The 6818-nt window shown below is 72.9% G+C and carries 9 protein-coding genes; 4 read left to right on the top strand and 5 right to left on the bottom strand.

From position 1 onward, the window contains the following. Window positions 1-79: 79 nt before the first annotated feature. The 4 genes from Voc01_RS23695 to Voc01_RS53225 are packed head-to-tail and all read right to left on the bottom strand — an operon-like array spanning window position 80 to window position 3432. On the bottom strand, window positions 80-1159 hold the full coding sequence (locus Voc01_RS23695; protein ID WP_239160441.1) for a WD40 repeat domain-containing protein: 1080 nt from the start codon (window positions 1157-1159) through the stop codon (window positions 80-82). Between the two features lie 43 nt (window positions 1160-1202). Next, on the bottom strand, window positions 1203-1961 hold the full coding sequence (locus Voc01_RS23700) for a LamB/YcsF family protein (protein ID WP_203929707.1): 759 nt from the start codon (window positions 1959-1961) through the stop codon (window positions 1203-1205). Beyond that, on the bottom strand, window positions 1952-2920 hold the full coding sequence (locus tag Voc01_RS53220; protein WP_373873856.1) for a 5-oxoprolinase subunit C family protein: 969 nt from the start codon (window positions 2918-2920) through the stop codon (window positions 1952-1954). The genes Voc01_RS23700 and Voc01_RS53220 overlap by 10 nt, the downstream gene beginning before the upstream one ends. Next, window positions 2815-3432, bottom strand: coding sequence for a 5-oxoprolinase subunit B family protein (locus Voc01_RS53225; RefSeq protein WP_239160432.1), 618 nt, complete (start codon window positions 3430-3432; stop codon window positions 2815-2817). Before Voc01_RS53225 ends, Voc01_RS53220 begins: the two co-directional genes overlap by 106 nt. Window positions 3433-3640: 208 nt before the next feature. On the opposite strand from Voc01_RS53225, the gene soxR reads away from it, so the two are divergent. Then, window positions 3641-4075, top strand: coding sequence for a redox-sensitive transcriptional activator SoxR (gene soxR / locus Voc01_RS23710; protein ID WP_239160433.1), 435 nt, complete (start codon window positions 3641-3643; stop codon window positions 4073-4075). 16 nt (window positions 4076-4091) lie between these two features. Further along, window positions 4092-4460 carry a hypothetical protein gene (locus Voc01_RS23715; RefSeq protein ID WP_203929709.1) on the top strand — a complete coding sequence of 123 codons (369 nt, stop codon included), beginning with the start codon at window positions 4092-4094 and terminating at the stop codon, window positions 4458-4460. Here the strand turns inward: Voc01_RS23715 and Voc01_RS23720 are convergent. Beyond that, window positions 4446-5378 (bottom strand): acetamidase/formamidase family protein, encoded by a 933-nt coding sequence (locus tag Voc01_RS23720; protein WP_203929710.1) that lies wholly within the window; start codon window positions 5376-5378, stop codon window positions 4446-4448. The two genes, Voc01_RS23715 and Voc01_RS23720, sit on opposite strands and share 15 nt — an antisense overlap. Window positions 5379-5483: 105 nt before the next feature. On the opposite strand from Voc01_RS23720, the gene Voc01_RS23725 reads away from it, so the two are divergent. Beyond that, window positions 5484-5747, top strand: coding sequence for a hypothetical protein (locus Voc01_RS23725; RefSeq protein WP_203929711.1), 264 nt, complete (start codon window positions 5484-5486; stop codon window positions 5745-5747). Then, window positions 5744-6769 carry an AAA family ATPase gene (locus Voc01_RS23730; protein ID WP_307781589.1) on the top strand — a complete coding sequence of 342 codons (1026 nt, stop codon included), beginning with the start codon at window positions 5744-5746 and terminating at the stop codon, window positions 6767-6769. The genes Voc01_RS23725 and Voc01_RS23730 overlap by 4 nt, the downstream gene beginning before the upstream one ends. Window positions 6770-6818: the final 49 nt, after the last annotated feature.

Genomic DNA, 6818 nt, shown 5'->3' on the forward strand with positions numbered 1-6818 from the left:
AACGGCTGAGCACAACGACTGAGCACAACAGCTGAGCACACACCGACCCACGTGAGGGCCTCCGCCGATGGCGGGGCCCTCACCGGTTGCGGAGACCGTCCAGGCTCCAGAACTCGATGCGGTGGTCGCGGATCACGGCCAGCGTGTCGCCGTCGGGGCTGAGCGCGATGTCGTTGATGTCGTCGGAGCCGTCCTTGCCGTAGGTCCGGCCGACCTCGGCGACGCTCTGCACGTCCCAGATCCGCATCGAGTTGAGGCTCGCCGTGATCATCGTGCGGCCGTCGGCGGTGAGGATCACCGAGTGGACCGGCTGGAACTCGTGGCCCCGGAACTCGGTGTGCTCGCGGGCGGTCAGGTTCCAGACGTTGGCGACGAAGTCGCCGCTGCCGTCGGCGAGCACGGTGCCGCTGCGGTCGAACGCCACCGCGTTCACCGACGCGCCGGGCTGGTGCGCGACCAGCGGTTCGCCCTCGGGCTGGCGGGTGTCGGTGCTCCACAGCACCACGGTGCCGCCGCCGGTGTCGCCGGTGGCGACGCGTGACCCGTCGGGGCTGAACGCCACCGACGAGTGGGAGCCGTTGGCGGCCTGCAGCAGCCCGACGACCCGCCGGTCGGCGAGGTTCCACAGGGCGGTTCCGCCGTCGCCGGCGACGGCCAGCAGCGTGCTGTCGGGGTTGATCGCCAGCCCGATCGCCCGGGTCAGCCCCTCGGCGGCGAGCGGCTCGCCGACCGGTTGCCGGCTCTCGGTGTCCCAGACCCGCACCGAGTTGTCCTCGGCCACGGTGACCAGGCGACGCCCGTCCGGACTGATGACCATCGTCAGGACCCGGCTGCCGATCTCGAACACCGCGCCGGCGCGGCGGTGCGTGACCGGGTGCCGCACCTCGACGGTCGTGCCGGTGGCCGCGTAGAGCCAGGTGCCCTCGGGGTCGAACGCGACCTGCCGGAACATCGACCCGCCGTCGAGCTCGCCGCGGTAGCCGCTGGCGGCCCGCACGGTGTCGGTGTCACGCACGGACTGGACCGTCAGTACCACCGCCGTCGCGGCGAGCAGGACCAGCGCCACGATCGAGGCCACCACCACCGACGTGCGGTTCTCGGCGGACACCGCCGGTGGTGGCGGTTCCGTCGGCCGCTCGGCGGAGTCGCTGCGCAGCATCGCCTTCACGCGCACACCTCAGATACAAATGACAATGGATGCCTCAGCCTACGGTCACGAACGGGGCGACCGTGATACCGGCCTCCTCCAACGCCGTCCGCACCCGCCGGCCCACGTCGACGGCCGCCGGGGTGTCGCCGTGGAGGCAGAACGACTCCGCCGCGACCCGCACCACGCTGCCGTCGGCGGCGACCACGGTGCCCTCGGCCGCCATCCGCACGGCCCGCGCGGTCACCTCGGCCGCGTCGTGGATCACCGCACCGCGCTGTCCGCGCGGAACGAGACCGCCGTCGGGGGTGTAGGCCCGGTCGAGAAAGGCCTCGGGGACCGCCCTGAGCCCCTTCTCCGTGGCGACCTCCATCAGCCGCGAGCCGGGGAGCGTGAGCACGGGCAGGGCCGGGTCGTACGCGGCGACGGCGTCGACCACGGCACCGGCCTGCGCGGGTTCCCGCGCCGCGGCGTGGTACAGCGCGCCGTGCGGCTTGACGTAGGTGACCCGGGTGCCGGCGGTCCGCGCGATCCCGTCGAGCGCGGCGAGCTGGTAGAGCACGTCGGCGGCCAGTTCGGCCGGCTCGTAGGCGATGTAGCGGCGGCCGAAGCCGGCGAGGTCTCGGTAGCCGACCTGGGCGCCGACGCTGACGCCCTTCGCGGCGGCGGTCGCGCACACCTGGCGCATGGTCAGCGGGTCGCCGGCGTGGAACCCGCAGGCCACGTTCGCGCTGGTGACGAGGTCGAGCAGCGCGGCGTCCTCGGTGAGGTGCCAGCGGCCGAAGCCCTCGCCGAGGTCGGCGTTCAGGTCCATGCGTCGCCCTTCTGAACCACGGTCATCCTGAGCTTCGCGCCGGGCCGGCTCTGGGCGAGCACGGGCAGGTCGTCGGGGTGTACGACGCCGATCACCGGATAGCCGCCGGTCGTGGGGTGGTCGGCGAGGAAGACCAGCGGCTCGCCGCCCGCGGGCACCTGCACCGCGCCGAGCACGATGCCCTCGCTGGGCAGCTCGTCGGTGTTGGCGCGGGTGAGCTTCGGCCCTTCGAGCCGGGCGGCGACCCGGTTCGACTTCGCCGAGACGGTCCACTCGGCGGTCCCCAGCGTCTGCCGCGCCTCGTCGGTGAACCAGTCGTCGCGGGGGCCGAGCGTGACGCGCAGCCTGGGCGTTCTCGGTTCGCTGGTGGTGAACCAGACCGGCGCGGCGGGTCCGGTGGGTGGGCCGACCGGCAGCGTGTCGCCGTCACGCAACGGTCGTGGGCCGAGCCCGGACAGCGTGTCGGTCGACCGGGAGCCCAGCACCGGCGGCACGTCGATCCCGCCGGCGACCGCCAGGTAGGTGCGCACGCCGGCGCTCGCCGGTCCGATGTCGAGCACGGCACCGGCGGGCACGGGCACCGGGACACCGGCGTCGACGCTCCGCCGGTCCACCGTGATCTTTGCCGCCGGAGCGCCGGTCACCGCGACGATCGTGGTCCGGTGGACGCGCAGCCGGCAGCCGGAGACGGTGATCTCGAGCCCGGCGGCCGCCCGGTCGTTGCCGACCAGGCGGTTGGCGAGGTGAAGGGCGGGTCCGTCGAGCGCGCCCGCCGCCGGGACGCCGAGATGCGCGTGCCCGGTGCGGCCCTGGTCCTGGACCGTCGTGAGCGCGCCCGCCCGCAGCACCTCGATCACCGGGCCTCCTCGAAGCGCACCCTGGCGCCCGGCCGGAACGTGCTGGGCGGGTCCCTGTCCAGGTCGAAGAGGACGAGGTCGGTGCGGCCGAGCAGCCGCCACCCGCCCGGCGACGCCGCCGGGTAGACCGCCGTGTACTCGTCGGCGAGGGCCACCGAGCCCCGGGGGACGCTGACGCGGGGCTCGTCGAGGCGGGGTACGCGCAGGTCGGGTGGCAGGCCGGTCAGGTAGGCGAAGCCGGGCGCGAAGCCGCAGAACGCCACCTCGAACTCCAGTTCCTGGTGCCGGCGGACGACGCCCTCCGGGCTGGTGTTCCACCGCTCGGCGATGTCGGCGAGGTCGAGCCCGTCGTAGACCGTGGGCACGGTGATCAGCTGGCTCTCGCCCTTCTCCGGCCTTCCGGGTTCCGCCGCTTTCGCCAGCGTTTCTGCGACTTCCAGCGGATTCGTCACACCATCGATGAGGACGGTCCTGGCCGCCGGCACGATGTCGACGGCGGTGAGCTCGCCCCGGTCCTTGCGCCGGGTGAGCTCGGCGTACCAGGCGGCAACCTCGTCGTGCCCGCCGACCTCGAGCAGCACCGCCGACCGACCCACCACGCGCGCTGCCCTCACGGGGGGCCAGCCTAGTAGTGGTTTGTCGGGTTGCGGATCGCTCCGTGCCGCTCGCTGCCGTGGCGACACCCGCTCGCTGCCGTGGCGAGCGCCGAGCCGGCGCGCCGATCTTGCACATGTGGCCTCACCTATGTGGCGATATGTCATGCTTTAGGTGGGGCCACAACTGCAAGATCGGCGGGCGGATGAGCGCCGGTAGGGTGGGGTGGTGTCCCAGCCCGCCGAGTTGACGGTCGGCCAGCTCTCCGCCCGGTCCGGCGCCGCGGTGTCGACGCTGCACTTCTACGAGGCGCGTGGGTTGATCCACAGCCGGCGCACGTCCGGCAACCAGCGCCGGTACAGCCGGGACACGCTGCGCCGGGTCGCGTTCGTGCGGGCCGCCCAGCGGGTCGGCATGCCGTTGAAGGACATCGCGGCCGCGCTGGCCGAGCTTCCCGACGGGCGCGTGCCCACCCGCGGCGACTGGGCGCGCCTGTCGGCGACCTGGCGGTCGGCGCTCAGCGATCGCATCGCGCGCCTGGAACGCCTGCGCGACAACCTCGACGACTGCATCGGCTGCGGATGCCTGTCGCTCGACCGCTGCGCCCTGGCCAATCCCGACGACTTCATGGCCTCGTACGGCCCGGGGGCCTCTCGACTCTAGGGGTTATCTTCCCTGCGTGGACGTGTTCGGCTGGGTGTTCCTGGTGGTCGCGGTGACGGTCGTGCCCGTCGTCGTGACCGCGATCGTGATCTTCGTGGTGACCCGGCGCATCGCCCGGCGGGTCCGGTCGGGGCTACCGAACGGCGCCGCGCCGCACTGGGGCACGTTCTTCGGGCCGGCGACGGGCGCCGGGATGAGCGGCTCCTCCTGCTCGTCGTCGTCTTCTTCGTCGTCCAGCGACACGTCGTTCAGCGCGTCCTGCGCCAGTTCGTCCAGCTCGTGCGGCAGTTCCAGCTCGTGCGGGTCGTCCAGCTCGTGCGGAAGCTCGTCGTCGTGCGGGTCGTCGTCGAGCTCGTCGTGCGGGTCGAGCTCATCCAGTTCGTAGCGCGCCGGGCGGCAGCACCGCGTGCACGCCCACGACCTGGTTGACGATCTGGGTCACCCGCAGGTCGACCGCGACGCTCGCGAGCGCCAGCGCGTCGGGCCGCGAGACCCCGTAGAGCCGCCGCAGCTGGGCGAACATGCCCTCCAGCGCCATGAACGTGGCGTCGTCGACGGTGTCGCCGAGGCCCATCGTCACCAGGCCGGCCGGGGTCTCGGCGAACGGGGCGTCGAGCGGCAGGTCGTCGCGCAGGTCGAAGGTCAGCTCGACGCGGTCCATCGGGCACTCGATCGCGGTGCCGCTGACCTCGCCGTCGCCCTGGACGGCGTGCCCGTCGCCGACCGAGAACAGCGCACCCTCCACCGGGACCGGTAGGTAGAGCGTGCTGCCGACGACCAGCTCCTTGCAGTCGAGGTTGCCCCCGTGGACGCGGGGCGGGATCGTCGAGTGGTCGCCCGGCCCGGCCGGCGGCATCCCCATCACGCCCATGAACGGCCGCAGCGTCACCGTGTGCCCGTGCTGGTTGCGGCCGGTGTCGCCGGTGAGCGTCCAGGTGTGCACGACGCCCTCGGTCGTCAGCCCGTAGCGGGTGTTCAGCTCGTTCGTCCAGCCGCCGGCCACGCAGTAGCCCCAGCCGCCGGGGACGACCGCGTCGACCCGCACCGCCAGCGTGCTGCCCGGGGCGGCGCCTCGCACGTACACCGGCCCGACCAGCGCGTGACCGAACTCGGGCCGGTACTGCGGCACCCGCGGCCGCTCCGGGAACACCACGTCGTGCCGGTACTGGCCGGCCGACCAGCCCGAGTCGAGGGTCGTGTACCGCACGGTGTCGCCGGGGTCGATGGTGAGCACCGGCTCGCGGTCGGGGTTGAAGGAGCCGTGCAGGGTGCGGTCGTCGGGGTCTATGTCGAACACTGCCATGTCTGGGAAGGTTGCCAGGCAAGGCTTTGCGAGGCCAATGCTTTCGGGTTGCTTTCGGCTCCGGCTGGTGGCATGGGTCCACAACCACAACGAAGGGGTGGACCCGTGCGGAAATCAATGATGGCGGGGATCGTGGCCGCGGGCGCGATCGGAGCGGCGCTCGCGGTGGGCGGCGTGGCGTACGCGGCCGGCGATCCCGACACCGGCAACGGCGAGCAGATCGTCCGCGTCGTCGAGGATGGCGGCGGCACCGGCTACACCGGCGACGGCCGCGACTGCCCCGACAAGGGCACCGGCGAGGGCACCGGCACCGGCTCCGGCGGGAGCAGCGGCGGCGCCACCGGGAGCGGCACCGGAGACAACCTGTGAGTCAGGAACCGGCGCTGCTCCTGGAGCAGACGATGTTCCAGGTGCGGCGGGTGATCGTCGGGCAGGACCGGATGGTCGAGCGGCTGCTCACCGCGCTGGTCGCCGACGGTCACTGCCTGCTGGAGGGTGTGCCCGGCGTGGCGAAGACGCTCGCCGCGCACACCCTGGCGACGGCGGTCGGCGGCACGTTCGCCCGGATCCAGTTCACGCCCGACCTGGTGCCGAGCGACATCCTCGGCACCCGGATCTACCGGGCGTCGAAGGAGACGTTCGACGTCGAGCTGGGTCCGGTGATGCACAACCTCGTGCTGGCCGACGAGATCAACCGGGCGCCGGCGAAGGTGCAGTCGGCGCTGCTGGAGGTGATGGCCGAGCGCCAGGTGTCGATCGGCGGACGCACGTACCCGACGCCGAAGCCGTTCCTGGTGCTCGCTACCCAGAACCCGATCGAGTCGGAGGGCGTCTACCAGCTTCCCGAGGCGCAACGCGACCGCTTCCTCATGAAGATCGTCGTGGACTACCCGAGCGACAGCGAGGAACTGGCGATCCTCTACCGCCTCGGCACGAGCCGGCCGGCGGCGAGGGCGGTGCTGGACCCGCAGCTGCTGCTGGCCCTGCAGGCGCAGGCCCGCGACGTGTTCGTGCACCACGCGATCGCCGAGTACGTCGTCCGGCTCGTGTTGGCGACCCGTCAGCCGCAGCGGTTCGGGGCGCCCGACGTCGCTCCGAACCTGGCCTACGGCGCGAGCCCGCGGGCCACGCTGGGGCTCACGGCGGCGGCGCGTGCGCTGGCGCTGATCCGGGGTCGCGAGTACGTGCTCCCGGAGGACGTGCTCGAGCTCGCCACGGACGTGCTCTCCCACCGGCTGGTGCTGAGCTTCGAGGCGGTCGCCGACGGCGTCACCGCCGAGCAGCTCGTCACCCGGCTGCTGGAGGTCGTGCCGCCGCCGCGCATCACCGCGGTCACGGGAGGCCCGGGCCTCGGCGCCGTCGCCACAGGGGCGCCCAAGGTAGCGGCATGAGTGCCGGAGCGGAGCGTAGGCGCTCGTGCCGCGGTCCTGTGCGGGATTT

This window comes from Virgisporangium ochraceum (genome assembly GCF_016863655.1).
GTDB lineage: Bacteria > Actinomycetota > Actinomycetes > Mycobacteriales > Micromonosporaceae > Virgisporangium > Virgisporangium ochraceum.